Annotated in this window: 1 protein-coding gene; it reads left to right on the top strand. The window is 72.0% G+C overall.

What is annotated here, in order from left to right:
* A partial coding sequence (locus SB717_RS36375; RefSeq protein ID WP_410907886.1) for an MBL fold metallo-hydrolase occupies positions 1 to 268 on the top strand: 268 nt, incomplete at both ends.

Below are 268 nucleotides of genomic sequence, written 5' to 3'. Positions count from 1 at the left end.
CCCGCGGGCGGTCGCGGCGGGCATCCCGATCTTCGTGCCGCCGGTGGAGCAGGACCTGTTCGCCCGCGTCGACGAGATGTGGTCCGCCCGGGCCCTGTACAACGACTACAACCTGCGGCAGGACCGCTTCTCGCTGCTCGACCCCGTGCCGATCGCAGGCACCGTCCCGGAGTACCGGACGGCCCGGTTCGGCGGGATCGACGTCCGCACCCTCCCGACGCCCGGTCACACCATGGGGTCGGTCAGCTACCTCGTCGACCGCGGTGAC

It is taken from the genome of Priestia sp. SIMBA_032 (genome assembly GCF_046535215.1).
Classification (GTDB): Bacteria; Bacillota; Bacilli; order Bacillales; family Bacillaceae_H; genus Priestia; species Priestia aryabhattai.
This window is presented reverse-complemented; position numbering and strand designations above follow the sequence as displayed.